The organism is Ferruginivarius sediminum (genome assembly GCF_003344765.1).
Classification (GTDB): Bacteria; Pseudomonadota; Alphaproteobacteria; order Kiloniellales; family Rhodovibrionaceae; genus Ferruginivarius; species Ferruginivarius sediminum.
Window position 1 is genome coordinate 104,207 of the sequence record NZ_QPMH01000010.1, and the last position, 23,328, is coordinate 127,534.

22 protein-coding genes are annotated in these 23,328 nt (G+C 66.5%); 15 read left to right on the forward strand and 7 right to left on the reverse strand.

Annotated elements, in window-relative coordinates; genetic code table 11:
* Together DRB17_RS12135 and DRB17_RS12140 are read right to left on the reverse strand one after the other, a co-directional pair.
* Nucleotides 1-882 carry a DUF58 domain-containing protein gene (locus DRB17_RS12135; protein WP_114582475.1) on the reverse strand — a complete coding sequence of 294 codons (882 nt, stop codon included), beginning with the start codon at nt 880-882 and terminating at the stop codon, nt 1-3.
* A 43-nt stretch (nt 883-925) separates the two neighbouring features.
* Nucleotides 926-1,957, reverse strand: a complete 1,032-nt coding sequence (locus DRB17_RS12140) for an AAA family ATPase (RefSeq protein ID WP_114582476.1) — start codon at nt 1,955-1,957, stop codon at nt 926-928.
* Between the two features lie 131 nt (nt 1,958-2,088).
* On the opposite strand from DRB17_RS12140, the gene DRB17_RS12145 reads away from it, so the two are divergent.
* From DRB17_RS12145 to DRB17_RS12165, 5 genes are all read left to right on the forward strand, one after another.
* Nucleotides 2,089-2,577 carry a DUF1285 domain-containing protein gene (locus DRB17_RS12145; RefSeq protein ID WP_241503823.1) on the forward strand — a complete coding sequence of 163 codons (489 nt, stop codon included), beginning with the start codon at nt 2,089-2,091 and terminating at the stop codon, nt 2,575-2,577.
* Nucleotides 2,529-3,203 carry a CoA pyrophosphatase gene (locus tag DRB17_RS12150; protein WP_114582478.1) on the forward strand — a complete coding sequence of 225 codons (675 nt, stop codon included), beginning with the start codon at nt 2,529-2,531 and terminating at the stop codon, nt 3,201-3,203. Before DRB17_RS12145 ends, DRB17_RS12150 begins: the two co-directional genes overlap by 49 nt.
* Entirely contained in the window at nt 3,197-3,478 is a 282-nt protein-coding gene (locus DRB17_RS12155) for a hypothetical protein (RefSeq protein ID WP_114582479.1), read from the forward strand. Before DRB17_RS12150 ends, DRB17_RS12155 begins: the two co-directional genes overlap by 7 nt.
* A gap of 80 nt (nt 3,479-3,558) precedes the next feature.
* Complete coding sequence (locus DRB17_RS12160; protein ID WP_114582480.1) at nt 3,559-4,812, forward strand: CCA tRNA nucleotidyltransferase; 1,254 nt, start codon at nt 3,559-3,561, stop codon at nt 4,810-4,812.
* Entirely contained in the window at nt 4,809-5,231 is a 423-nt protein-coding gene (locus DRB17_RS12165) for a hypothetical protein (RefSeq protein ID WP_114582481.1), read from the forward strand. The genes DRB17_RS12160 and DRB17_RS12165 overlap by 4 nt, the downstream gene beginning before the upstream one ends.
* Before the next feature lie 15 nt (nt 5,232-5,246).
* Here DRB17_RS12165 and hemF read toward each other — a convergent pair whose 3' ends face one another.
* Nucleotides 5,247-6,143, reverse strand: coding sequence for an oxygen-dependent coproporphyrinogen oxidase (hemF, locus tag DRB17_RS12170; protein ID WP_114582482.1), 897 nt, complete (start codon nt 6,141-6,143; stop codon nt 5,247-5,249).
* A complete protein-coding gene (locus DRB17_RS12175; protein WP_114582483.1) occupies nt 6,140-6,634 on the reverse strand; it encodes a tRNA (cytidine(34)-2'-O)-methyltransferase in 495 nt (164 codons plus the stop codon). Before DRB17_RS12175 ends, hemF begins: the two co-directional genes overlap by 4 nt.
* A 239-nt stretch (nt 6,635-6,873) precedes the next feature.
* Between DRB17_RS12175 and petA the strand changes: the two genes are divergently transcribed.
* The 3 genes from petA to DRB17_RS12190 are packed head-to-tail and all read left to right on the forward strand — an operon-like array spanning nt 6,874 to nt 9,463.
* Nucleotides 6,874-7,431, forward strand: coding sequence for a ubiquinol-cytochrome c reductase iron-sulfur subunit (petA, locus tag DRB17_RS12180; protein ID WP_114582484.1), 558 nt, complete (start codon nt 6,874-6,876; stop codon nt 7,429-7,431).
* An 11-nt stretch (nt 7,432-7,442) separates the two neighbouring features.
* Nucleotides 7,443-8,699 (forward strand): cytochrome b, encoded by a 1,257-nt coding sequence (locus tag DRB17_RS12185; protein WP_114582485.1) that lies wholly within the window; start codon nt 7,443-7,445, stop codon nt 8,697-8,699.
* 2 nt (nt 8,700-8,701) lie between these two features.
* Nucleotides 8,702-9,463: a cytochrome c1 gene (locus tag DRB17_RS12190; RefSeq protein ID WP_114582486.1), complete on the forward strand. Its 762-nt coding sequence runs from the start codon at nt 8,702-8,704 to the stop codon at nt 9,461-9,463.
* Nucleotides 9,464-9,778: 315 nt separating this feature from the next.
* On the opposite strand, the gene DRB17_RS12195 is transcribed toward DRB17_RS12190, so the two are convergent.
* Together DRB17_RS12195 and DRB17_RS12200 are read right to left on the reverse strand one after the other, a co-directional pair.
* Nucleotides 9,779-12,967: a PAS domain S-box protein gene (locus DRB17_RS12195; protein ID WP_147274895.1), complete on the reverse strand. Its 3,189-nt coding sequence runs from the start codon at nt 12,965-12,967 to the stop codon at nt 9,779-9,781.
* Between the two features lie 107 nt (nt 12,968-13,074).
* Nucleotides 13,075-13,590 carry an adenine phosphoribosyltransferase gene (locus DRB17_RS12200; RefSeq protein WP_114582488.1) on the reverse strand — a complete coding sequence of 172 codons (516 nt, stop codon included), beginning with the start codon at nt 13,588-13,590 and terminating at the stop codon, nt 13,075-13,077.
* 231 nt (nt 13,591-13,821) lie between these two features.
* Here DRB17_RS12200 and DRB17_RS12205 point away from each other — a divergent pair, with 231 nt between their 5' ends.
* From DRB17_RS12205 to DRB17_RS12235, 7 genes are all read left to right on the forward strand, one after another.
* A complete protein-coding gene (locus DRB17_RS12205; RefSeq protein WP_114582489.1) occupies nt 13,822-15,159 on the forward strand; it encodes an aspartate aminotransferase family protein in 1,338 nt (445 codons plus the stop codon).
* A 2-nt stretch (nt 15,160-15,161) separates the two neighbouring features.
* Nucleotides 15,162-15,998 carry a beta-keto acid cleavage family enzyme gene (locus DRB17_RS12210; RefSeq protein ID WP_114582490.1) on the forward strand — a complete coding sequence of 279 codons (837 nt, stop codon included), beginning with the start codon at nt 15,162-15,164 and terminating at the stop codon, nt 15,996-15,998.
* Between the two features lie 363 nt (nt 15,999-16,361).
* Nucleotides 16,362-17,342: a TAXI family TRAP transporter solute-binding subunit gene (locus DRB17_RS12215; protein ID WP_114582491.1), complete on the forward strand. Its 981-nt coding sequence runs from the start codon at nt 16,362-16,364 to the stop codon at nt 17,340-17,342.
* A 112-nt stretch (nt 17,343-17,454) separates the two neighbouring features.
* Nucleotides 17,455-20,286: a TRAP transporter permease gene (locus DRB17_RS12220; RefSeq protein ID WP_114582492.1), complete on the forward strand. Its 2,832-nt coding sequence runs from the start codon at nt 17,455-17,457 to the stop codon at nt 20,284-20,286.
* Nucleotides 20,287-20,332: 46 nt separating this feature from the next.
* A complete protein-coding gene (locus DRB17_RS12225) occupies nt 20,333-20,761 on the forward strand; it encodes a universal stress protein (protein ID WP_114582493.1) in 429 nt (142 codons plus the stop codon).
* 14 nt (nt 20,762-20,775) lie between these two features.
* Entirely contained in the window at nt 20,776-21,624 is an 849-nt protein-coding gene (locus DRB17_RS12230) for a formylglycine-generating enzyme family protein (protein ID WP_114582494.1), read from the forward strand.
* A gap of 174 nt (nt 21,625-21,798) precedes the next feature.
* Nucleotides 21,799-22,827 (forward strand): permease, encoded by a 1,029-nt coding sequence (locus DRB17_RS12235; RefSeq protein WP_114582495.1) that lies wholly within the window; start codon nt 21,799-21,801, stop codon nt 22,825-22,827.
* A 235-nt stretch (nt 22,828-23,062) separates the two neighbouring features.
* On the opposite strand, the gene DRB17_RS12240 is transcribed toward DRB17_RS12235, so the two are convergent.
* The coding region (locus DRB17_RS12240; RefSeq protein ID WP_338322696.1) for a S16 family serine protease at nt 23,063-23,328 on the reverse strand (266 nt) is incomplete at its 5' end.

The following is a 23,328-nucleotide window of genomic DNA, read 5'->3' on the forward strand; positions in this document are numbered from 1 at the left end:
CTACCTCTGCATGAACGCCGTCAACGCGCCGTAGATCGCCAGCAGCGCCGTCTGCGGCGGCCGGTCGGTGCGGTGCCAAGTGCAGCTCCAGCCGGTGCGCCGGGCGATGGCGGCGATGCCCTCTTCCTGCGCGCGCAGCCGCCGGCGATAGGCGCCGCGCACGCCCTCGACCCTGGACAACAGCCACGGCTGCTCGCCTTCCAGTCCCTCGAAGCGCACGCGGCCCTCGTAGGGCAGCGTTTCCTCCGCGGGGTCCAGCACCTGGACCAGGTGGCCCGAGACGCCGCGCTCGGCAAAGTCGCGCAGGCAGCGTTCCACCGACTCCAGCGGCGCCAGGAAGTCGCCGAACAGCACCACTTGCGCCGCCCGAGGCAGGGGCTCGGGCGGCGGCAGGTCGCTGTCGCCGGTACCCTCTCGTGTCAGCGCCTCCGACAGCCGGCCCAGGGTGCCGCGTCCCGCCGCCGGCGGCATCCCGGTGCCCAGTAGCGTCACGTGCTCGCCGGCACGCACCATCAGTACCATCAGCGCCAGCATCAGAAGCTCGGCCCGCTCGCGCTTGGTGGGGAGGTTCCTGTTGGATCGCCACGTCATCGAGGCGGAAGCGTCGCGCCACATCCAGACCGATTGCGCCGCTTCCCATTCCAGTTGGCGCACGAACACGCGGTCCGACTTGGCCGATTGGCGCCAGTCGATGCTGGGCGGCGGGTCGCCCGGCTGGTAGTCGCGGTATTGCCAGAAGGTCTCGCCCTGGCCGACACGGCGGCGTCCGTGCACGCCCTGGGCGACGGTCGTCGCCACCCGCTCGGCCGCCAGCAGCAGCGGCGGCAGCGTCGCCGCAAGCTGTTCCGCCCGTTGCCGTGCCGTCAATGCCGGTGTCGCCATGGCTTTCTTTCGTCCGCGTCTTCCCGCTTGGCTGCGTCAGGCGCTATTGCAGCGGGGCGCACAGGCGCGCGATGACGTCGTCGAGGGTCGCGCCCTCCGCCCGTGCCGCGAAGGTCAGTGCCATGCGATGGCGCAGCACGGGATGGGCAAGCGCCAGAACGTCGTCCACCGACGGCGCGAGCCGTCCGTCCATCACGGCCCGCGCCCGCGCGCCCAGCATCAGCGCCTGGCTGGCGCGCGGGCCGGGACCCCAGGCGACCTGCTCGCCGACCTCGGGGATGCTGCTGCTCTCCGGCCGGCCCTGACGGACCAACGACAGGATCGCCTCGACCACGCTCTCGCCCACGGGGACGCGCCGGACCAGCCGTTGCGCCGCCATCAGCTCCTCGGTGTCGAGAACCCGGTTGGGCTTTGCGTCCTCGGCGCCGGTGGTGGCGAGGAGCATCTGGCGCTCCGCGTCGATATCCGGGTAGCCGACGTCGATCTCCAGCAGGAAGCGGTCGAGCTGCGCTTCGGGAAGCGGGTAGGTGCCCTCCTGCTCCAGCGGGTTCTGGGTAGCCAGCACGTGGAACGGTCGCGGCAGGTCGTGGGGATGGCCGGCGACGGTGACCCGGCGTTCCTGCATTGCCTGCAACAGCGCCGACTGCGTGCGCGGGCTGGCGCGGTTGATCTCGTCGGCCATCAGAAGCTGCGAGAATACCGGGCCGGGAATGAAGCGGAAGGTGCGCCGGCCCTGCTCGTCCTCCTCCAGCACTTCCGAGCCGAGGATGTCGGCCGGCATCAGGTCCGGCGTGCACTGCACGCGGCGGTCCTCCAGGCCGAAGACGGTGCCCAGTGTTTCGACCAGGCGGGTCTTCGCCAGCCCCGGCACGCCGATCAACAAGGCATGTCCGCCGCAGAGCAGCGTGATCAACGTTTGATCGACGACGCTTTGTTGGCCGAAAATGACGTGGGCGATCGACTCGCGGGCCGCCTGCAGCTTGTGGCCCAGCGTCTCGATCTCTTCAGCCAGCCGCCCCGCCGCGGTTGCGTCGTCGGCGGCTGCATCGCTCGTGTAAGGCGCGTTGCTCGACACTGTGTTCGACTCCCTGTCGAAAGAGCAAGATAGCGCACGGAGACCGAAAGACCATGCAAGGGCCCTTGGACCCGTCACCCTCGATAGTGACTCATCGCGCGCCGCCTGACGAGAGGGGGGCGGCGGAGATCATGTCCCTCGTCGGCAGCGGCGAGTTCTACATCGTCCGCGACGGCACCTGGTTCCACGAGGGCCGGCCGTTTCCGCGCAAGGCGCTGGTGAAGCTGTTTTCCACCGTATTGCGGCGAGATGAAGACGGCCTCTACTGGTTGCAAACGCCTGTGGAGAAGGTGCGGGTGCACGTGGAGGACGCGCCCTTCATCGCCGAGGAGATGGAGCGCGAGGGCGCGGGCCGGAAACAAGTGCTGTGGTTCCGCACGAACATGGACGTGTGGGTGGAGGCGGGACCGGATCATCCGATCCGCGTGCGGCGGTCGCCTGAAACCGGAGAGCCCAGCCCCTATATACTGGTGAAAGACAAGCTGGAGGCGCTGCTCGCCCGATCGGTGTTCTATAGCCTCGTCGAACTGGCAGAGCCGGCGCGCCAAAACGGGGAGGAAGTGCTGGGCGTATGGAGTCACGAGACCTTTTTCCCGCTGGGCGGGATGCCAGCGGACTGAGCAGCGGCGAAGCCATCCAGCGGCTGCGCACCCACGCGCCCCTGGGGCGCCGTGATGCCGCGACGCGTATCGCGCCGCGCCGGGGGGACGACGACCTCAATCCAGGCCTGATCTCCCCGGTGGGGGAATTTGTGGATGCCGCCGTTTTGGTGCCGCTGATCCGCCGGAAGAGCGACCTGCATGTCCTGCTGACGCGCCGCACCGCGCATCTGAACGACCATCCGGGCCAGATCGCCTTTCCCGGCGGCCGGGTCGAGGCGTGGGACGCCAGCCCCGAGGCGGCGGCCCTGCGCGAGGCGGAGGAGGAGGTGGGCCTGACGCCGCGCGCGGTGGATATCGTCGGCCAGCTCGACACCTACCTGACGCGCACCGGCTATCGGGTCACGCCCATCGTCGGCGTCATGGAACCGCCCGGCGCGCTGCGGCCCGACGATTTCGAGGTCGCCGAGATCTTCGAGGTGCCGCTGTCATTCCTGCGCCAGCCCGAGTCCCGCCAGATGCACAGCCAGCAGTTCCAGGGGCGCGAGCGCTTCTTCTATGTATTTCCCTACGGCGCCTATTACATTTGGGGGGCAACGGCGGGCATGCTGGTCAACCTTGTGGATGTGCTTGAGCAACCATGCTGAGAAAGCTGCTGACAATCGTCCTGCCGATCGCCCTGCCGTTCGTGGTGTATTACCTCTACATCACCTGGGCGCGCATGCGCGGTGCCGGGCAGGGCCAGCAACCGGGCTACAAGGACCCGCCCTGGCCCTGGCTGGCAGCGGGCGGCGTCGTGCTGATGGCCGCCGCGCTCATCGCCTGGCGGGTCCTCTCCGATCCTGCCGCGCCCGGTGCGGAGATCGTCCCCGATCGCTACATCGACGGCCAGGTGGAACCCAGCTACGTGGTCGAGGAGTAGGGCGAGGTTTTGTGGGCTAGGTGGGATATCTCTCTTTCCGGGCATGCGCGGGGGGACGCGCCCCCCTTTGCGACGGGCGCATGAAACCGGCCGGCCATCTGGACCCGCAGCCGTGGATGATGGCGGACGACACGCGCGCGGTCCTCGCCGCGCTGCGGGCCGAGGGGACGGAGGTGCGCTTTGTCGGCGGCTGCGTGCGCGATAGCCTGCTGCACCGTCCGGTGAAGGACGTGGATATCGCCACGCCCGACACGCCGGAGACCGTCCTGCGCCTGCTGCGCCAGTCCGGCCTGAAGGCGATACCGACCGGGCTGCACCACGGCACGGTGACGGCAGTGTCGGATCATCACCCCTTCGAGATCACGACGCTGCGCGAGGATGTCGAGACCTTCGGCCGCCACGCGCGGGTTGCGTTCACAGACGACTGGACGGCCGACGCCGCGCGCCGGGACTTCACCATGAACGCGATGTTCCTGGCGCCCGAGGGTGCGATCTACGACCCCTTCGACGGCTTGCCGGACCTGCGCGCCGGGCGGGTGCGCTTCGTCGGCGAGCCGGCGCAGCGAATCCAGGAGGACTATCTGCGGCTGCTGCGCTTCTTCCGCTTCCATGCCCATTACGGCCACGGCGCGCCGGACGCTGACGGCCTGCGGGCGGCGACGGCCTTCGCACCGCATCTCGTCGAGCTTTCGGGTGAGCGTATCCGCGAGGAGCTGCTGCGGCTGCTGTCCGCCCCCGACCCGGCGCCGGTGCTGCGGGACATGCTGGCCCACGGTATCCTGGCCGCGATCCTGCCGGAGGCGAAGCTGGCGGAGCGGCTCGACGCGCTCGTCGGACTGGAACGGCCGGCGGGCGTGGCGGGGGACCCGATCCTCCGCCTTGCCGCCCTCCTGGAGACGGATCGCGCGGGCGCCGAGGACGTGGCGGAACGCCTGCGTTTCTCCCGCCGGGAAGCGCGGTGGCTGGCCGATTTGCTGGCACCCGCGCGGGACGTGGGAATCGGCGACTCGGGGTCGGCGCTGCGACGCGCGATGTACCGACTGGGGCCGGAGCTGGTGCGCGATCTCCTGCTGCTTGCCGCCGCGAGTCGCAAGGCGGAAGGGGAGTTGGTCGACGGCGAGCGGCTGACCGCGGCGCTGGCGGAAGTGGCTGCCTGGACTCCGCGGCACTTGCCTATCGGGGGAGCGGATGCGCAGGCTGTGGGGATATCGCCGGGTCCGGAGATGGGCGCGGCGCTGCGCGCGGTCGAGCGGTGGTGGGAAGAGCGGGATTTCGTCCCCGACCGCGCGGCCTGCCTGGCCAAACTGCGGGAAGTGGCGGAGCGGCGGTCTTGAAGGAAATCGTTCGGCTGGGGGTTGTCGTGGCGGCGGCGGCGGTGGCGGCGGCCGGGGCAGCCTACATCCTTGAGCAGCGCCCCAAGGCGCCGCCGTCGGCGGGCGACAGGCTGGCGGCGAAGCGGGTGCGTACCTACTACGCCGCGAATCCGCCGCGCCCGGATTGGCACGTCCGGGATGTGGAGGCGACACAGGGCCGCGTGCTGGTGCACCTGGAAGTGCCCTCGGCGCAGGCGGCGGCCTTGCTGAAAAGCCCGATGGGCTTCCAGCAGGCCAGCATCGCCGAGGTCTGTCCGGGCGCCGATCTCTGGGATGAGGTGGGCAGCGCGACCGACCTGCAAATCCGCGCCACGATGCCGTCTGGAGAGCCCTTCTTGCGCGTCGACTGCCGCCGTTTCACGGCCCCGGCGGCGGGGTAGGCGCGGCTTTCGGCGTTACGGCCAGCCGGCCAGCGGCGGCAGCGACATCAGGATGGCTTCCGGGTTGCCGCCGGTCTGCAGGCCGAATCGGGTACCCCGGTCGTAAAGCAGGTTGAACTCGACGTAACGCCCCCGGCGGAAAAGCTGATGCTGGCGGTCGGCTTCGGTCCAGGGCTTGTGCATGTGCCGGCGCACCAACGTGGGGTAGATGTCCAGGAAGGCCTTGCCGACGTCGCGGGTGAACGCGAAGTCCGCCTCCCAGTCGCCGCTGTCCAGGTAATCGTAGAAGATGCCGCCGACGCCGCGCGCCTCGCCGCGATGCTTGATGAAGAAGTAGTCGTCGGCCCAGGCCTTGAAGCGCGGGTAATAGCCCGGGTCGTGCGCGTCGCAGGCGGCCTGCATTGCCGCGTGGAAGTCGCGGGTATCCGCCTCGTCCTCGCGGCTGGGATTCAAGTCGCTGCCGCCACCGAACCAGCTTGTCGCGGTGACGATGTGCCGCGTGTTCATGTGTACCGCCGGCACGTGGGGCGAGCGCATGTGCGCCACCAGCGAGATGCCCGACGCCCAGAAGGTGGGATCGGCCTCGGCACCCGGAATCTCCTTGGCGAAACCTTCGCTGAACCGGCCCTGGACGGTGGAGATGTTCACGCCCACCTTCTCGAAGACGCGGCCGTGCATGATCGACATCGTGCCACCGCCGGGTTCCTCGACCTCCGGATCCTGGCGCCGCCAGGTCCGGCGTTCGAAGCGGCCGGGCGGCGTGTCGGCCAGGCGTTCGGCGTTCTCGCCGGAAAGCTCGTCCTCCAGGCGCTCGAAGGCCGCGCAGATGTCGTCGCGCAGCTCGCGGAACCAGGATTCGGCGCGCTGCTTGCGCTCGGTTGCGAGGTCGTGTGTGTCGGCCGTGTCTGTCACGAGTCGCCAGTCTCCTCGAAATCGCTTGCGGGGGCGCCATGCCGCGCGAAGCCGCCGGTCTGTCGCAGCGCCTCACCCGCCGTCATCGCCGCGGCGATGGCGACGTTCAGGGACCGCTGGCCGGGACAAAGCGGTATGCGTATGCAGGCGTCAACATTTGCATGCACGTCTTCCGGCACACCCGCGCTTTCCCGGCCAAGCAACAGCGTGTCGTCGGCGCGGAAACCAAAATCGGTATAGCTGGTATCGGCGCGTGTCGTCAGCAAGATAAGGCGTCCAGGCGACCGCTTGTCGCGGAACCGGGCCCAGGAGGCGTGCCTGGTCATATGCACCGAGGCAAGATAATCCATGCCCGCCCGGCGCAGCCGGCTGTCCGAGAGGACGAACCCACAGGGCTCGATGATGTCCACGGCGAGGCCAAGGCAGGCCGCGAGGCGAAGAATCGTGCCGGTGTTCTGCGGAATATCCGGCTGATAGAGGGCAAGGCGCATGACGGCGGCTATGCCTTTCGCGTGGCGGTCTTCGGGCTTTCGTTCGCGGGCAATTTCCTCTATATCCGACCCGCGATGCAAGCTGGGGCAGGGGGTGACTGTGGCGAGATGTCGCATGTTGCATGTGTTAGCCGCAGCTATGTTCGCAGCGCGGAGGACGGGTGCGGGTCCGAGTAATGGCGGCTGCGCGTGATGTGTCAGTCGGCGGGCGCGTGAAAGCCACGAGGGAAGAAGACGTCATGGCCGAAACGGCGAAATCCAGCCAGAAACACGGCGGCGGGGCCGACGCGTCCCGGCGCGACTTCCTATACCTCGCCAGCGGCGCCATGGGTGCGGTCGGTGTCGCCGCGGTCGCCTGGCCGCTGGTCGACACGCTGAACCCATCGGCGGACGTGCTGGCGCTGGCCTCGACCGAGGTCGACCTGTCGCCGATCCAGGAGGGGATGGCGATTACCGTCACTTGGCGCGGCAAGCCGGTGTTCGTGCGCCACCGCACCGAGGCGGAGATCGAGCAGGCCCGTTCGGTGGAGGTGGACGACCTGCGCGATCCGCAGGCCGACGCCGACCGCGTGCAGGAGGCGCCCTGGCTGGTGGTCATCGGCATCTGCACGCATCTGGGCTGCATTCCGCTGGGCAACAAGCCAAGCGAGCCGCGCGGCGACTGGGGCGGCTGGTTCTGCCCGTGCCACGGGTCGCACTACGACACCGCCGGGCGCATCCGTAAGGGACCCGCGCCGGAGAACCTGCCGGTGCCGCAGTACCAGTTCGTCGACGACACCACGATCAAGATCGGGTAGGGGCGCGCGCGATGAGCGAGTTCAAGACCAACAGCAAGGTGGTCAAGTGGATCGACCACCGACTTCCGATTTTCTCGTTCATGCACGAGGAGCTGCACGCCTATCCGGCGCCGAGGAACCTGTCCTACATGTGGAACTTCGGCTCGCTGGCGGGCATCGCGCTCGTGATCATGATCGTCACCGGCATCGTGCTGGCGATGCAGTACGTCGCGCACACCGCGCATGCGTTCGATTCGATTGAGCACATCATGCGCAACGTCAACTACGGCTGGCTGGTGCGCTACATCCACATGAACGGGGCGTCGTTCTTCTTCATCGTCGTCTATATCCACATATTCCGCGGGCTTTACTACGGTTCCTACAAGTCGCCGCGCGAGCTGTTGTGGATCCTGGGCGTGGTGATCCTGCTGCTGATGATGGCGACCGCGTTCATGGGCTACACGCTGCCCTGGGGCCAGATGAGCTACTGGGGCGCGACGGTGATCACCAACCTGTTCTCGGCGATCCCGGTTGTCGGCGACAGCATCGTCACCTGGCTGTGGGGCGGTTTCGCGGTCGGCAACCCGACGCTGAAGCGCTTCTTCGCCCTGCATTACCTGCTGCCGTTCGTGATCGTGGCCGTGGTGTTCCTGCACCTGTGGGCGCTCCACCGCTTCGGCTCGAACAACCCGCTGGGCATCGACGCCAAGGGCCCGCAGGACAAGATCCCCTTCCATCCGTACTACACGGTGAAGGATGCGTTCGGACTGGGCGTGTTCCTGACGATCTTCGCGCTCTTTGTGTTTTTCGCGCCGAATTACCTGGGTCATCCGGACAACTACATCCCGGCCGATCCGCTGCAGACGCCGCCGCACATCGTGCCGGAATGGTACTTCCTGCCGTTCTACGCCATCCTGCGCTCGATCCCGGACAAGCTGCTGGGCGTGCTGGCGATGTTCGGCGCCATCGCCGTGCTGGCCGTGCTGCCTTGGCTGGACCGCTCGCCGGTGCGTAGCGGCAAGTTCCGGCCGATCTTCAAGCAGTTCTACGTGCTGCTGCTGATCGACGTGCTGGTGCTGGGCTGGGTTGGCGCGAAGCCGCCGGAGGGTATCTATCTGGTGCTCGGCCGCGTGGCGACGGCTTACTACTTCCTGCACTTCCTCGTGGTGCTGCCGCTCCTGGCCGTGTTCGAGAAGCCGCGGCCGCTGCCGCACAGTATCTCGGAGCCCGTGTTGAAGGGCGGCGGTCAGGCCGCCGGCGCGACGGCGAAGCCGATGGAGAAGGCGTAACAATGAAACGACTGTTCACTGCTGCGACCGTCGCTCTCCTCACCACGTTCGGAGCCGGTGCGGCCCAGGCGGCCGAGGGCGCGGCGATCCCCGACCACGAGTTCTCGTTCGAGGGCATCTTCGGCACCTTCGACCGGGCCGCCGCGCAGCGGGGCCTGCAGGTCTACAATCAGGTCTGCGCGAGCTGCCATTCGCTGAAGTACGTCGCCTTCCGCACGCTGGGCGACCTGGGCTACGAGCCGGAACAGGTGGAGGCGCTGGCCGCGCAATACCAGGTGACGGACGGGCCGAACGACCAGGGCGAGATGTATCAGCGGGAGGCCAAGGCCTCCGACGCCTTCCCGTCGCCGTTCCCGAACGATGCGGCGGCGCGGGCGGCCAACGGCGGCGCGCTTCCGCCCGACCTCTCCGTCATCACACAGGCGCGGCCGAACGGTCCCGATTATCTGCATGCCCTGCTGACGGGCTATGAAGAGGCACCGGCCGATGCCGACCTGCCGCCGGGGCAGTACTGGAACACCGCGTTCCCGGGCCATCAGATCGCCATGCCGCCGCCGCTGTCGGAAGGCATTGTCGAATACCAGGACGGCACGGAGGCGACTGTCTCCCAGATGGCGCACGACGTAACCGTGTTCCTGCACTGGGCGGCCGAGCCGCACATGGAAGCCCGCAAGCGTGGGGGCATCGGCGTGGTGCTGTTCCTGCTGATCTTCACTGGCATGCTCTATGCCGTGAAGCGCAAGGTCTGGCGGGATCTGCACTGATTTTCGCAGCGGATCGGGTCGAAGCCTGGAGGCGGCGATCCGATCCGACAGTGCCGGCGACGAATGACCGGCGGAGCGGGACTTGATTTCGGGCGGTATCGCCGACGGCGGTGCCGCCCGAAGTGTATTCAGGTTCGCGAGTTGAACCGGCCCCGGCTCGCCACAAGATGGGGAGGAACATTCAAGGGCGGGCTGTGGGCCCAATAGGACGCGACGGCCACGTGGACGCATTATTCGCCGGCGATGGAATGGGCGGGGGAATGTACCGGCGGCTGCGTCCGTGATGTCCCAGGTTCGAGAGCTTGAATAGACCGCTCAGTGGGTTACGAGCTGGGATTTCACATCGGCAGTGCCAAGCAGGCGCGCCCCGGGAAGGCGGACGTTGGCTGTGGTTCCCTTGCCCAAGGCGGATTCGAGCCACAATTCGCCGCCGTGGCATTCCACCAGTGCCTTCGTCAGCGGCAGGCCCAGCCCTGTACCCTCGTAGCCGCGACTGATGGCGGAATCAACCTGGGCGAAGGGCTCCATCACCTTCCTGAGATTGTTCGCGGAGATACCCTGGCCGGTGTCCCGCACCTGCATAAAGATACCGCCATCGGTTTCCAGGCCGGTGTGGATCGTGACCGTGCCGCCTGGCGGGGTGAATTTGACCGCGTTGGAGAGCAGGTTCAGCAGGATCTGCTTAAGCCGGCGCGAATCCGCGCGGATTCGAATTTCGCCGTCGGGTGCCTCAAGCTCGAGGTCCAGATGGCCCCGTTCCGCCTTGTGCTGGACCAGACGTACGCAGCTTTGCACGATATCGCTGAGGTCGACCTCCTCTTCCGCCAGTTCGACCGCGCCCGCTTCCGCCTTCGAGACATCGAGGATATCATTGATGATGTTCAGCAGATGCTCGCCGCTCTCGCGGATGTCTGTTGCATAGCACCGGTTCCGCTCGCCGATCTTGCCGAAGATCTCGCGCTCCATCACCTCCGAAAAGCCGATGATCGCGTTCAGCGGCGTGCGCAGCTCGTGGCTCATGTTAGCGAGGAACTCACTCTTCGTCCGGTTCGCGAGTTCCGCCGCCTCCTTCGCCCGGCGCAGCGTTTCCTCCGAGCGTTTCACCTCGGTGATATCCTGAAGTGCGCCGACGGTGCGGACAAGCTGTCCGTGATGGTCGCACACGGGCTCGCCGATCTCGCGGCCGTAGCGCTGCTCGCCCTGAGCCGTGTAGAAGCGGTATTCGACCTCAAACGGTTCGGGATTCTCGCGGGTGCTTTCGATGACCCGCAGATAGCGCTCGCGGTCGTCGGGATGAATATAGTGAAGGGCATCCGAAACCGTCTTGAAGGCCTCGTGATACTGGTCTGGCGTCATGCCGAGCATCTTGACGAGTTCGGGCGAGGCATAGACGAGCTGGTCCTCTGTCTCGTCCCAGACCCAGTGCCCGAGGTTCGCCAGGTTCGCGGCGTGGGCCAGCAGCGTCGCGCTTTCGCGTAGCTGGGCCTCCACTTCCTTACGGTCGGTGACGTCGCTGGCCGCACCCAGGATGCGCGTTATCCGTCCGGTCTCGGGGTCGAACTCGGCCCTGCCATGCAGGCGAACCCACCGTCGTTCACCGTTGGTGTCGAATATGCGGAAGTCGTCGACCGGCGACTCGCCTCGCTGAAGCTGGCCGATACGCCGCTCCAGGATGCCGCGGTCGTCGGGATGGACGATGTCGGACCAGCAGCTTTCGCCGTTGCCGGTGAACGATGACGGCGTCGCTCCAGCCAGGGTGCCGGCCACCCATTCCACCCGCGCCGATCCATCGGCCGCGACGAGGTAGGAATAGACCATATCGGAGGTCATCTCGGAAACGGTGCGATAGCGCCGCTCGCTCTCCCGGATCGCCGCGGCGGTCCGGTGTTTTTCGGTCGTGTCCTCGATAATGCCTTCGTAGCCGACCAGATTCCCCTGGGTGTCGTAGACGCCCCAGGCACTCTCGGAAAACGGGAAGGTGCTGCCGTCCTTGCGGTACACCTCGGACTCGATGTGACGGACGAAGCCCTGCTCGTCCACAGCCTTGCGGATGCGCGCGCGGATGCCCGGATCAGCGTAGACGTCGTTGCTGTGCGGGAACCGCTGCAGGAAGTCCGCGGGGTCGTTGCAGCCGTGCATGCGGGCCAGCGCCGGGTTCACCTCGACGAACGTGCCGTCGGGGGAGGTCAGGTACATGCCCTCCACCGCGTTCTCGAAGATGCTGCGGTAGCGGTTCTCCTTTTCGCGGACGGTCCGTTCCGCCAGCTTCTGCTCGGTGATGTCGCGCCCGATTCCCCGGTAGCCGACGATGGTTCCATGGTCGTCGTAGATCGGTACACCGGAAACCTGAAGCCACTGCTCGCTTTCCTGCATGCGGGTATAGCAGCATTCCAGGTCCGAGAAGGGCTCGCCGCGCGCCATCGAACCCGCGATGGTGGGGGACAGATCCTGGACCGCGCCGAACTCCGCCATGATCTCGGAACGCGTCCGTCCGATGAGTTGGGCCTGCACGATGCGATGCTCGGAAGCGGACTTCGCTCCGGAATGAAAGGTGAAGCGCTGGTCCATGTCGGTTTCCCAGAACCAGTCGGCACTGATTTCCGCATAGTCCCGGAAGCGCTGCTCGTTCTCGCGAAGCTGCTGCTCGGCCTGCCGGCGCGCGGTGACATCGATGTAGGTGCGCACGAACCCGCCCTCGGGCAGCGGCTGGCCGCGGACCTCCACCACCGTGCCGTCCGGACGGATCCGTTCGAAGCTGTGCGGCTCGAAATGGCCGGCCTGCTCAAGCCGGCGACGGACCTCGGCCTCGACATCGACATCGCCGTATTCGCCGTGCTCGGCATTGTACCTGATGTAGTCCCCGAAATGCTGGCCGGGGCGCAGCATGTTCTCCGGCAGGTCGAAAATCTCGTGCATCCGACGGTTCGTGGCAACGATGCGCAATTCCGCATCGCAGATGCACACGCCTTCGCTCATGCTGTCGAGAACGGTCTGGAAGTGCTTGCCCAGGCGGCGCAGCGTGTGCGTCTCGCCGACATCCCGGCAGGTTCCGCGATAACCGAGGAATTCGCCGCTGTCATCGAACACGGGCTTGCCGGTGACGCACAGGATCCGGTGCTCGCCGTTCGGCGCCGGCACGTTGTAGGTGAAATCGCGGAACAGGCGGTGCGCGGCGAGATCTTCCAGATGGGCGCGCCAGTGCGGGTCGGCCGGATCGCCGCCGGCCGCCTCGATCCGCGTGCGGCCCAGGAACGGGGAGGGGTCGTAGACGGCTTTCTGGGCGTCACGCTGCCAGAAGCGCGTGAAGCGGTGCTGGCTGTCGCTTTCCCAGAACCAGTCGCCTGCGGTCTCGACAGCGTCGTGAAGCCGCTGCCGGGCGCGGGCCAGCTTCCGTTCCGCCTTCCCGGCCCGGCGAGCGAAGTACCAAGCGGCGGTCCCGGCGGCGGCGATCCCGGTGCCCAGCGTCGCCCAGATTGCAATGTAAGCTATTGAAACCCCGGGCAAGACTTCCCCCACCGCGCATGCCTTTGGGCAGGTTATAACACTATTACATGAGTTCTAAATCGTTAGTGTGAATCACGCGTTAAATCGAAGCGCCGGGCTGGCGGCCATCAGGATTCGAAAGAGATCAATGAGTGTACCGGAATATCGATCTTTTCGCGACCCGAGAGGAATGCAAGCTCGATAATGCACGCGCAGCCACGAACGTCGGCGCCCATCTTGCGCAGAAGCTCGACCGAGGCGCGCATGGTGCCGCCGGTCGCCAGCAGGTCATCCAGGACGACGACACGCTGGCCGGGCTTCACGGCGTCTTCCTGCATCTCGATGGTGTCGCTCCCGTATTCCAGGTCGTAGGTGTAGGGAATCGTGGCCCCCGGCAGCTTGCCCTGCTTGCGGATCATGACGAACCCCAGGCCGAGCTGGAGGGCCAGCGGTGCGGCCACCAGGAAACCGCGGCTTTCGATACCCGCCAGGATGTCCGGCTTCTCGGGGCCAATGGCGCCGACGAGCTGGCGAACCGTCTCTTGCCACGCCTGCGGGTGGGCGAGAAGCGTCGAGATGTCGTAGAACAGGATGCCCGGCTTGGGAAAGTCGGGAACCTGCCGGATGTGCTGCTTCAGATCCATGATGGGGAATGACCTTTTGCCTACCCTTGCGTGTATTATTGCGTCTCTTGGTCACACTAATGCGCGTGCTCGGCCCAGGCAATCTCGGCTTGGAGCGATACTCGTTTTTCCTCGGCGCGGATCAGCCATGCGCCGCGCGCGTCTTGCAAGCGGCCTGCTTATGAAGTTGCATAGCGTGAAGCAAGGCCGAAAAGTTTCCATCGTTCTTCACAAGCAACATCGTTTGCCGTCATGACCAAGATCCTGCATCGCCAGATCCACCAGCAGTACCCTGTCGCCGCGGGCGGGGACGGACCCTATGTCATCGACCGGGAGGGACAGCGCTACCTCGATGCCTCGGGCGGGGCGGCGGTGTCGTGCCTGGGCCACAGCCACGCCCGCGTGATAGAGGCCATCAAGGGGCAGCTCGACAAGCTGGCCTACGCGCACACGTCCTTCTTCACCAGCGAGCCCTCGGAAGAGCTGGCCGAGCACCTGACAAGCCGCGCGCCGGGTGAACTGAACCATGTCTACTTTGTCTCCGGCGGCTCGGAAGCGAACGAGACGGCGCTGAAGCTGGCGCGGCAGTATTTCGTCGAGGCCGGCCAGCCGCGCCGGAGCAACTTCATCGCCCGCCGGCAGAGCTATCACGGCAATACGCTGGGCGCGCTCTCGGTCGGAGGCAACCCCGGCCGCCGGGCCGTCTACGACCCGATCCTGATGAAAAACGTGACGCACATTGGCCCGTGCTACGCCTATCGCGGCCAGCGCAACGACGAGGACGAGGCCGCCTACGGGCGTCGCATGGCCGACGAGCTGGAGGAGGCGATCCTGGCGACCGGGCCGGAGACCGTCGCCGCCTTCATCTGCGAGCCGGTGGTGGGCGCCACTCTTGGCGCGGTGCCGGCGGTGCGCGGCTATCTGCAGCGCGTGCGGGAAATCTGCGACCGCTACGGCGTCCTGCTGATCCTGGACGAGGTCATGTGCGGCATGGGCCGCACCGGCACCTTGTTCGCCTGCGAGCAGGATGGCGTCGTGCCGGACCTCCTGACCTGCGCCAAGGGGCTTGGCGCCGGCTACCAGCCGATCGGCGCCGTGCTGTTGTCGAGACGGATCTTCGACACGATCGCTGGCGGCAGCGGGGCCTTCCAGCACGGCTTCACCTACATCGGTCACGCGACCGCTTGCGCCGCCAGCCTGGCCGTGCAGCGGACCATCGAGGAAGACGGCCTGCTGGCCAACGTGAAGAGTCAGGGGGAGGCGCTGCAGCAAGCCCTGAAGGCGCGCTTCGGCAATAATCCGCATGTGGGCGATATCCGCGGCCGAGGCCTGTTCCGGGGCATCGAACTGGTCGCCGACCGGGGCACGAAGGAGCCGTTCGATCCCACCCTCAAGCTCAATGCCCGCATCAAGAAGGAAGCCATGGCGCGCGGGCTGATGTGCTATCCGGGCGGCGGCACCGTCGACGGCTGGCGCGGCGACCATATCCTGCTTGCACCGCCCTATATCCTTGAGGAGGCGCACCGCGAGGAGATCGTCGAGAAGCTGGATGCGGCGCTCTCTGCGGCGTTGGAGCAGGTGACGGCTTGAGCATGGAGCGCGAGGCGAGCGGCTGGGCGCCGCTGGTCATCGCGGTCGCGCCGAACGGCGCGCGCAAGACGGCTGCCGACCATCCCAGGCTGCCCGTCACGCCGGCGGAGATCGCGCGCGAATCCCGTGCCTGCCTGGAGGCCGGGGCCTCCATGCTGCATCTTCATGTCCGTGATTCGGATGGCGCGCATACGCTGGATCCGGCCCGCTATCGCGCGGCCATCGACGCCGTGCGGGCGGAGGTCGGGGACGCGCTTGTGATCCAGACCACGACGGAGGCCGTCGGCCGCTATACCCCGGACGAGCAGATCGCCGCCGTCCGCGCGCTGAAGCCCGAAGCGGTGAGCCTGGCGGTGCGCGAACTGATGCCTGATGCCGCCCGCGAGCCGGCGGGGACGGAGTTCCTACGCTGGTGCGAGGGTGAGGGCGTGATGCTGCAGTTCATCCTCTACGACACCGCCGATCTGGTCCGGTTCCGCGACTTGACGGCGCGCGGGGCGATTCCTGGGCGGCGGCATTTTGTGCTCTATGTCCTTGGCCGCTATGCCGCCGGCCAGCAGTCCCAGCCGCGTGATCTGCTGCCGTTCCTGTGCGCCGAGGGCGGTCTGGAGAACCCCTGGATGCTGTGCGCCTTCGGTGCCAAGGAAACTGCATGCGCGACGACCGCGGCGACGCTGGGCGGGCACGTTCGGGTGGGATTCGAGAACAACATGCTGCTGCCGGACGGCCGGAGGGCGCCGGACAACGCCGCGCTTGTCGCCGCCGCCGCCGAAGGTGCGCGCGCCATCGGACGGCCCCTTGCGAAGGCTGCGGATTTGAGGGCGTTTGCATCCCTCTAGTTGCCGTTTCCCTTCGAGGGGTCTAGCCAACCCCATCCTTTTATGTTCATTATCTCCTGTCGCAACGGCTAATATGCGTTGCAGGCTATAAGAAAAGAACGCGCCCGATACAGGGATCGGCTGACGTACGACAGGGGGACGTGTGAACGCTTCGGCTTGCCGCTTCGACGGCGGCGTCCTTCTTGAATCCAGAATTTGGCGGGCCTTCCATGCCCGCCGGTCTTGCCGTTGCGAGTTCCGCGCGGTTGCCGGGGCAGGCGCCGGACTTGCCCGGTCCCGGACGCGGTTGTGAGTTGCATGGGCACTGACGGAGGAATCCGCTTGGGCAAGCAACTTGAAAGAGATCAAACCGGAGGGAGACTCATGAAGAAGCTCGCGATCTCCGCGGCCGCGCTTGCGTTCGCGGCCGGCGCCTGGGCTGCCGGCACGACAAGTGCGGCGGCGCAGGAGGAAACGTTCGTCACCATCGGCACCGGCGGTGTCACCGGCGTTTATTACCCCACAGGCGGGGCGATCTGCCGGCTGGTGAATAAGAATCGCGACGAGCACGGCATCCGCTGCTCGGTCGAATCCACGGGCGGCTCGGTGTACAACCTGAACACCATCCGTGCCGGCGAGCTCGACTTCGGCGTGGCGCAGTCCGACTGGCAGTACCACAGCTACAACGGCACCTCGCAGTTCGAGGACGCTGGCGCCTACAAGGACCTGCGGGCCGTGTTCTCGGTGCATCCAGAGCCGTTCACCGTGGTGGCTCGCGCCGACTCCGGCGTGAAGAACTTCACCGAGCTGAAGGGCAAGCGGGTCAACATCGGCAATCCCGGCTCCGGCCAGCGCGCCACGATGGACGTTGTGATGGACGCCATGGGCTGGGACCAGGACGTGTTCTCGCTGGCCTCCGAGCTGAAGTCGGCGGAGCAGGCGCAGGCGCTGTGCGACAACAAGATCGACGCCTTCGTGTTCACGGTCGGCCATCCGTCCGGCTCGATCCAGGAGGCGACGACGACCTGCGACTCGACGCTGGTCAACGTGAAGAACGACAGCATCGCCAAGCTGGTCGAGGACCGGCCCTATTATGGCTGGGCGACCATTCCGGGCGGCATGTACAAGGGCAACCCGGATGACGTGACAACTTTCGGCGTACGCGCCACCTTCGTCACCTCTGCCGACGTGCCGGAGCGGGTGGTCTACAACCTCGTCAAGGCGGTCTTCGAGAACTTCGAGGACTTCAAGAACCTGCACCCGGCCTTCCAGGTCCTGAAGAAGGAAGAGATGGTGAAGTCCGCGCTTTCGGCGCCGCTGCACGCCGGTGCGAAGAAGTACTACGAGGAAGCCGGCCTGATGTAAGCCGGCCTTTTCGGCCATGGCGGGCGGTCCCTTCGCGGCCGCCCGCCGTTTCTCTATCGACTCACTAGCGACGGCTTGAAGACAGTCTCGACGGTCAAGAAGGTGGAGCGGCATGGTGCAGGGCGCTGGCGGTGCGGGCGAACAGGCATCTCGCGGACCCGGTGACAAGGCGCTATCCGATCTCGTCGCCTCGAGGGACACGGGTGGGCGCGATCCCGATAGCCGGGTCACGAAGCTCGTCCTGCTGGGTTTGGCATTGGCCTGGTCGCTGTTCCAGCTTTGGTACGCCTCGCCGCTGCCATTCATTTTCAACTTCGCCATCCTGAACGATACCGAGGCGCGATCGATCCATCTGGCGTTCGCGATCTTCCTTGCGTTCGCGGCCTACCCGACGCTGAAAAGCTCGCCGCGCCACAAGGTGCCGGTGCAGGACTGGGCCGTGGCGCTGATCGCCGCCTTCTGCGCCGCCTACCAGTTCCTGTTCTACGAATCGCTGTCGCAGCGCATCGGCCTGCCGACGACCTTCGACCTGATCGTCTCGGGCGTGGGCATGCTCTGCCTGCTGGAGGCGACGCGGCGGGCGCTTGGGCCGCCGCTCATGATCGTGGCCATCGTGTTCCTGGCGTACATCTTCTTCGGTTCGACCGATTTCGTGCCCGACGTGATCCAGTGGAAGGGCGCTTCCTTCGGCAAGGCCATGTGGCATCTGTGGCTGCAGACTGAAGGCGTGTTCGGCGTGCCGCTGGGCGTGTCGACCAGCTTCGTATTCCTGTTCGTGCTGTTCGGCTCGCTCTTGGACAAGGCGGGTGCGGGCAACTACTTCATCCAGGTCGCCTTCGCGTTCCTGGGCCATATGCGCGGCGGCCCGGCCAAGGCAGCGGTGGTCAGTTCCGGCATGACAGGCCTGATCTCCGGCTCGTCGATCGCCAATGTGGTGACGACCGGCACCTTTACCATACCGCTGATGAAGAAGGTCGGCTTCTCCAGCGAGAAGGCGGGCGCGGTCGAGGTCGCCTCCTCCGTCAACGGGCAGCTCATGCCCCCGGTGATGGGTGCGGCGGCCTTCCTGATGGTGGAATACGTGGGTATCCCCTATTTCGAGGTGATCAAGCACGCCTTCCTGCCGGCGGTGATCTCTTACATCGCGCTGCTTTACATCGTGCATCTAGAGGCGCTGAAGCAGGATCTGCGCGGCCTGCCACGCCGGCACGAGCCGAAGCCGCTAATGTGGATGCTGATCTCGCTGGGATTGACGGTCGCCTCCATCGCCATTGTCGCCGGCGGCATCTATTGGCTGTTCCAGTTGGCCGGGCTACTGGCGCAGAACAGCGCCCTGTTCTGGGGCGCGCTGATTGTCGCCGCGATCGAACTCGGGCTGTATTTCGGCGTGCGTGGCGCGGTACCGGAAAGCAGCCGCTGGCGCGTGCTGTCCACTGGCGGCATCGTGCTGTGCAATCTCGTCATCGGCGCCTTCGGCATCTATGGCCTGGTAAGCCTTGTGGCCGATCTGTTCGGCCCGATGGCGCCCTATGTGACGGCGCTACTGGTGATCGGGCTCTATGTCGGCCTCATCTGGTACTCGACGCGCTTCCCGCCCTTGAAGCTGGAGAGCGAGCAGGACGCGTATACGCTGCCGGATCCGGGACCGACGGTGAAGGCGGGGCTGTACTTCCTGCCGCCGGTTGGTGTTCTGGTCTGGGCGTTGATGGTGGAACGTTTGTCGCCGGGGCTGTCGGCCTTCTGGGCGACGGCGTTCATGATCCTGATCCTCTTGACGCAGCGGCCGCTGCGCGCGTTCTTCAGCCACTCCGGCCGCTACATGCGCGAGATCAAGAGCGGCGTGGTCGAGCTGCTGGACGGCATGATCGCCGGCGCGCGCAACATGATCGGCATCGGCGTGGCGACGGCGGCGGCCGGCATCATCGTCGGCGCGGTGACGCTCACCGGTATCGGCCAGGTGATGACGGAGTTCGTGGAGTTTGTCTCGGGCGGCAGCGTCATCCTGATGCTGCTTTTCACGGCCGTGCTCAGCCTGATCCTTGGCATGGGGCTGCCGACGACGGCGAACTACATCGTGGTCGCCACGCTGATGGCGCCGGTGGTGGTGAATCTCGGTTCCGAGGTGGGGCTGGTGGTCGAGTTGATCGCCGTCCACTTGTTCGTCTTCTACTTCGGCATCATGGCGGACGTGACGCCGCCGGTGGGGCTTGCCTCCTTCGCCGCCGCCGCGGTGTCGGGTGGCGACCCGATACGCACCGGCTTCACCGCCTTCTTCTACTCGCTGCGCACGGTTTTGCTGCCGTTCATCTTCATCTTCAACGGCCAGCTCCTGCTGATCGGCGTGACGGGTCCGTTCGAGTTCGCGCTTGTCGTCTTCGCGGCGCTGGCCGGCATGCTGACGTTTGCCGCCGCGACGCAGGGCTTCTTCGTCGCCCGCAGCCGGATCTGGGAGACCGCGTTGCTGCTGCTGGTGGCCTTCACCTTCCTGCGGCCCGGCTATTTCATGGACCAGATCCAGCCGCCGACGCAGAGCGTGCCGCCGACGCAGATCATGGAAACCGCGGGCGACGCGCCCGCCAACACGAGCCTGCGTCTCGTCGTGGAGGGTTTGTCCATCGAGGGCGATGAGGTGCGCAAGACCGTGCTTCTGCCGCTCGGCGAGGCCGAGGGGAAGACGGGCGAGGAGCGCCTGGAAAGCAGCGGGCTGATCGTGGAAATGGAGGACGGCGACGTCGTCGTCGACCGGGTCGCCTTCGCCTCCAGGGCGGAGAAGCTGGGGCTGGAGTTCGGTTACAAGGTCGTGGCGCTGGAGGTTCCGACCGACCAGCCGCCGAAGGAGCTGTTCTACATCCCGGCGCTGCTGCTGCTTGGCGCGGTCTACTGGCTGCAGCGCGGTCGAGGACGCCGGCACGCGGCGCGGACCGCCGATCAGGCCGCGCAATAGCGGGCCTCCGCCTCGACTGGCCATCAACCGAGAGGGGCCGAAGGGCATGTACAAGGACATCCTGGTACCGATCGACCTGGACGACGACGCCTCATGGAAGGTCGCGCTGGGTCACGCCGTCGACATGGCAAAGGCATTCGGCGCGCGCCTGCATCTGATGACGGTGGTGCCGGACTTTGGCATGGCGATGGTGGCGCAGTACTTCCCGAAGGATTACGAGCATCGAGTGCTGGAGGAAACGCGCCAGCGCCTGCACGACTTTACCCGCGACCACATCCCGGACGGCGTGGATGTACAGCACATTGTCGGCCATGGGCGCGTCTACGAGGAAATCATCCGCGTGGCGAAAGAGGTCAACTGCGACCTGATTCTGATGGCCTCTCACCGGCCGGAGCTTCGCGACTACCTCCTGGGGCCGAACGCCGCGCGCGTCGTCCGCCATGCCGACCGCTCGGTCCTGGTGGTGCGCGGCTGAGACGCGCGGCCGCGATGCGCTGCTCCCTTCTACTCTGTGCCTTGCTGCTTTGCGCCGCGCAAGCGACGGCAGGCGACGACGGTCCGCTCGTGCCGGAGACTGTCGCGATACCGGCGGGCGAGTTCATCGCCGGATCCGATCGGGCGGAGCGGGAGTATGCTTACAGCCTGGATGAAAAGGCCTACGGCCATTCCATTACCCGCAAGCAGGGCTGGTACGAGGGCGAACGGGCAAAGGGGCTGGCGCGGACGAAGGCGTTTCGGATCATGGCGACACCCGTCACCAACCGGCAATATGCGGCGTTCGTGAAGGCCACCGGCTACCGCGCGCCGGACGTGGACCGTGCCACCTGGGAAGGCTACGGCCTGATCCACCCCTATCGGCGCACCCGGCGCTTTGCCTGGACCGCCGGTGAGCCGCCCGAGGGACGCCTGGACCATCCCGTGGTGCTGGTCACTCACGCCGACGCCGTCGCCTACGCCGAGTGGCTGTCCAGCGTAACGCCGCGCGACTGGCGCCTGCCGGGCGAGTTGGAGTGGGAAAAGGCGATGCGGGGCCGTGACGGCCGCGTTTTTCCCTGGGGCGGGCGCTGGGATCCCGCGAAGCTGAACAGCCATGACGCCGGCCCCTTCGACACCACGCCCGTCGGCAGCTATCCCGGCGGCGCCAGCCCTTATGGCGTCCTGGATCCGGCCGGTCAGCTCTACGAGTGGACCGCCGACCCCCATGGCGCCGGGCGGTTCACGGTGAAAGGCGGCTCCTGGGACGACAAGGGTTGCGGTGTATGCCGCCCGGCCGCCCGGCATGGCAGGCCGGCGGACATCAAGCATATCCTGGTGGGTTTCCGGCTGGTCGCGGAGTAGGGCTGCCGGCACTCGGTTTCCGGCGGGGCTTCCGTCCGCGCGAATGGCGCGGGACGCCGGCTTTCGGTATGCTGCGCCCTCTTGCCAATTCGATTCTTCTGGAATAGAAGATTGACAAAATCCGCGAGTCAGAATATATTTCTATTAATTCGAGTATCCTAGAAGGATAGGGAAATGAGTGTCACGACCATCCAGCAGGTCTCGGCGCCGTTCCGGCGCATTGACAAGGCGGTGCTGGGAATCGCGGGTATCCTCGCGGCCATCGCGGCGGTCAGCGTGCCGCAGGCCGTCGACAGCGTGTATTTCACCCTCGAAAGCCTGCTTGGTATCGCGCCGTTCCTGCTCGTGGCAGTCGGCGTGGCCGCGTATACGGACGCCGCCGGTGTCGACCGCATGATCGCGCAGGCGTTCCAGGGGCGGGCCGTGCTTCCCATGGTGGCCCTTGCCGCATTGTTCGGAGCCATGTCGCCGTTCTGCTCCTGCGGCGTGATCCCGATCATCGGCGCGTTGCTGGCGATGGGCATGCCGCTGCCGGCGGTGATGGCGTTCTGGCTGGCCTCGCCGGTGATGGACCCGGAAATGTTCATCCTGACGGCCGGTGGGATCGGCACGGGATTCGCGGTCGCGAAGACCTTCGCCGCGGTTGGCGTGGGCCTGTTCGGCGGGCTGGCGATGATGTCGCTGCTGCGTCTCGGTATGTTCGACAACCCGTTGAAGGGGCAGGTGAGTTGCTGCGGCACCTCGTCTGTCAAGGGCGACAAGCCGGTGCAGTGGGCCTTCTGGCGCGATGAGGAGCGGCGCGGCCGCTTCGGGCGCACCGTCTGGTCGAACACGCTGTTCCTGGCGAAGTGGCTGACGCTGGCGTTCCTGCTGGAAAGCGTGATGCTGGCTTACCTTCCGCCCGAGATGGTCGGCCAGTGGGTCGGCGGCGACAGCCTGTTCGCCATTCCGCTTGCCTCCGTGGTCGGCGCGCCGGCGTACCTCAACGGCTATGCCGCGATCCCGACGACCGCCGCGCTGATGGAACTCGGCATGGCACCGGGGGCCGCGATGTCCTTCATGCTGGCCGGCGCGGTTACCAGCATCCCGGCGGCGATCGCGGTGTACGCCCTGGTGCGCCGCCCCGTTTTCTTCGCCTACCTTGCCTTCGGTTTCATCGGTGCGCTGGTTTCCGGCGTCGGATACCAAGTGTTCACCGGCTGACCAGGTTCGACCCCTGCCGCATATCCGGACCGGCAGATCGACTGGCCCCCGGCTTCATGGAAGAAGCCGGGGGCTTTTTTTGTCTGGATTTCCATCTTGTGGGGCCGATCTCGGATGTCGGCGTCCAGGCTGAAGATGAAAAGAAAGCCCCCGGCACTATGCGGTGCCGGGGGCTTTGGTCTTTGTGCTACCGACGGCGTTGGGGCAACGCCCCTTGTCGCCGTCTATCGCATCCTTAGTGACGCGTCAGGCCGCTGCGGCGGTCGTCGGCCTGCGGCTGCGGCATGGCCTCGACGTCCTTTGCCTCGACCTTCTCGATCGGCGTCGGCTTGGCAGTCAGGGTGTACTCCAGGGCCTGGTCGATCATATCCACTGGGATGATCTCGAGGTTGCGCTTGACGTTGGCGGGGATGTCGGCGAGGTCCTTCTCGTTCTCCTTGGGGATCAGCACCGTCTTCAGCCCGCCGCGCAGGGCGGCCAGCAGCTTCTCCTTCAGCCCGC

Coding starts and splice junctions, on each gene's coding strand:
- DRB17_RS12135 (WP_114582475.1), bottom strand. CDS start 882: ATGGCGACACCGGCATTGACGGCACGGCAACGGGCGGAACAGCTTGCG.
- DRB17_RS12145 (WP_241503823.1), top strand. CDS start 2,089: ATGTCCCTCGTCGGCAGCGGCGAGTTCTACATCGTCCGCGACGGCACC.
- DRB17_RS12150 (WP_114582478.1), top strand. CDS start 2,529: ATGGAGTCACGAGACCTTTTTCCCGCTGGGCGGGATGCCAGCGGACTG.
- DRB17_RS12155 (WP_114582479.1), top strand. CDS start 3,197: ATGCTGAGAAAGCTGCTGACAATCGTCCTGCCGATCGCCCTGCCGTTC.
- DRB17_RS12160 (WP_114582480.1), top strand. CDS start 3,559: ATGAAACCGGCCGGCCATCTGGACCCGCAGCCGTGGATGATGGCGGAC.
- DRB17_RS12175 (WP_114582483.1), bottom strand. CDS start 6,634: ATGCGCCTTGCCCTCTATCAGCCGGATATTCCGCAGAACACCGGCACG.
- petA (WP_114582484.1), top strand. CDS start 6,874: ATGGCCGAAACGGCGAAATCCAGCCAGAAACACGGCGGCGGGGCCGAC.
- DRB17_RS12185 (WP_114582485.1), top strand. CDS start 7,443: ATGAGCGAGTTCAAGACCAACAGCAAGGTGGTCAAGTGGATCGACCAC.
- DRB17_RS12190 (WP_114582486.1), top strand. CDS start 8,702: ATGAAACGACTGTTCACTGCTGCGACCGTCGCTCTCCTCACCACGTTC.
- DRB17_RS12200 (WP_114582488.1), bottom strand. CDS start 13,590: ATGGATCTGAAGCAGCACATCCGGCAGGTTCCCGACTTTCCCAAGCCG.
- DRB17_RS12205 (WP_114582489.1), top strand. CDS start 13,822: ATGACCAAGATCCTGCATCGCCAGATCCACCAGCAGTACCCTGTCGCC.
- DRB17_RS12210 (WP_114582490.1), top strand. CDS start 15,162: ATGGAGCGCGAGGCGAGCGGCTGGGCGCCGCTGGTCATCGCGGTCGCG.
- DRB17_RS12215 (WP_114582491.1), top strand. CDS start 16,362: ATGAAGAAGCTCGCGATCTCCGCGGCCGCGCTTGCGTTCGCGGCCGGC.
- DRB17_RS12220 (WP_114582492.1), top strand. CDS start 17,455: ATGGTGCAGGGCGCTGGCGGTGCGGGCGAACAGGCATCTCGCGGACCC.
- DRB17_RS12225 (WP_114582493.1), top strand. CDS start 20,333: ATGTACAAGGACATCCTGGTACCGATCGACCTGGACGACGACGCCTCA.
- DRB17_RS12230 (WP_114582494.1), top strand. CDS start 20,776: ATGCGCTGCTCCCTTCTACTCTGTGCCTTGCTGCTTTGCGCCGCGCAA.
- DRB17_RS12235 (WP_114582495.1), top strand. CDS start 21,799: ATGAGTGTCACGACCATCCAGCAGGTCTCGGCGCCGTTCCGGCGCATT.